The sequence below is a fragment of the Siccibacter turicensis LMG 23730 genome, assembly GCF_000463155.2.
Lineage (GTDB): Bacteria > Pseudomonadota > Gammaproteobacteria > Enterobacterales > Enterobacteriaceae > Siccibacter > Siccibacter turicensis.
Map to the genome: position 1 here is coordinate 1 of NZ_AWFZ01000075.1, position 241 is coordinate 241.

Consider the following 241-nt stretch of genomic DNA (forward strand, 5'->3'; position numbering starts at 1 on the left):
GGTCGCTCCGGCCACCGGATTGCCATTAATGTCTTTTACCAGCGCGGTCGTAATGCCCGGATCTGCCGCATTTCCTCTTCCGACCGAACTCAGCGAAACACTCACCGCTTTGAGCGAAACAGACGTAAAGGTTGCGGATGCGTTGCCGGATTTACCGCCCGCGCTGGCGATGACCGCGACCGTTTCTGCCGTGGTGTCGGTGAGGCTGACGGTGGCGAGACCACTGGCATCGGTGGTGACG

At 60.6% G+C, this 241-nt stretch carries 1 protein-coding gene; it reads right to left on the reverse strand.

Annotation, left to right across the window (positions count from 1 at the left end; genetic code table 11):
- The coding region (locus DW58_RS19715) for a hypothetical protein (RefSeq protein WP_035894972.1) at nt 1-241 on the reverse strand (241 nt) is incomplete at both ends.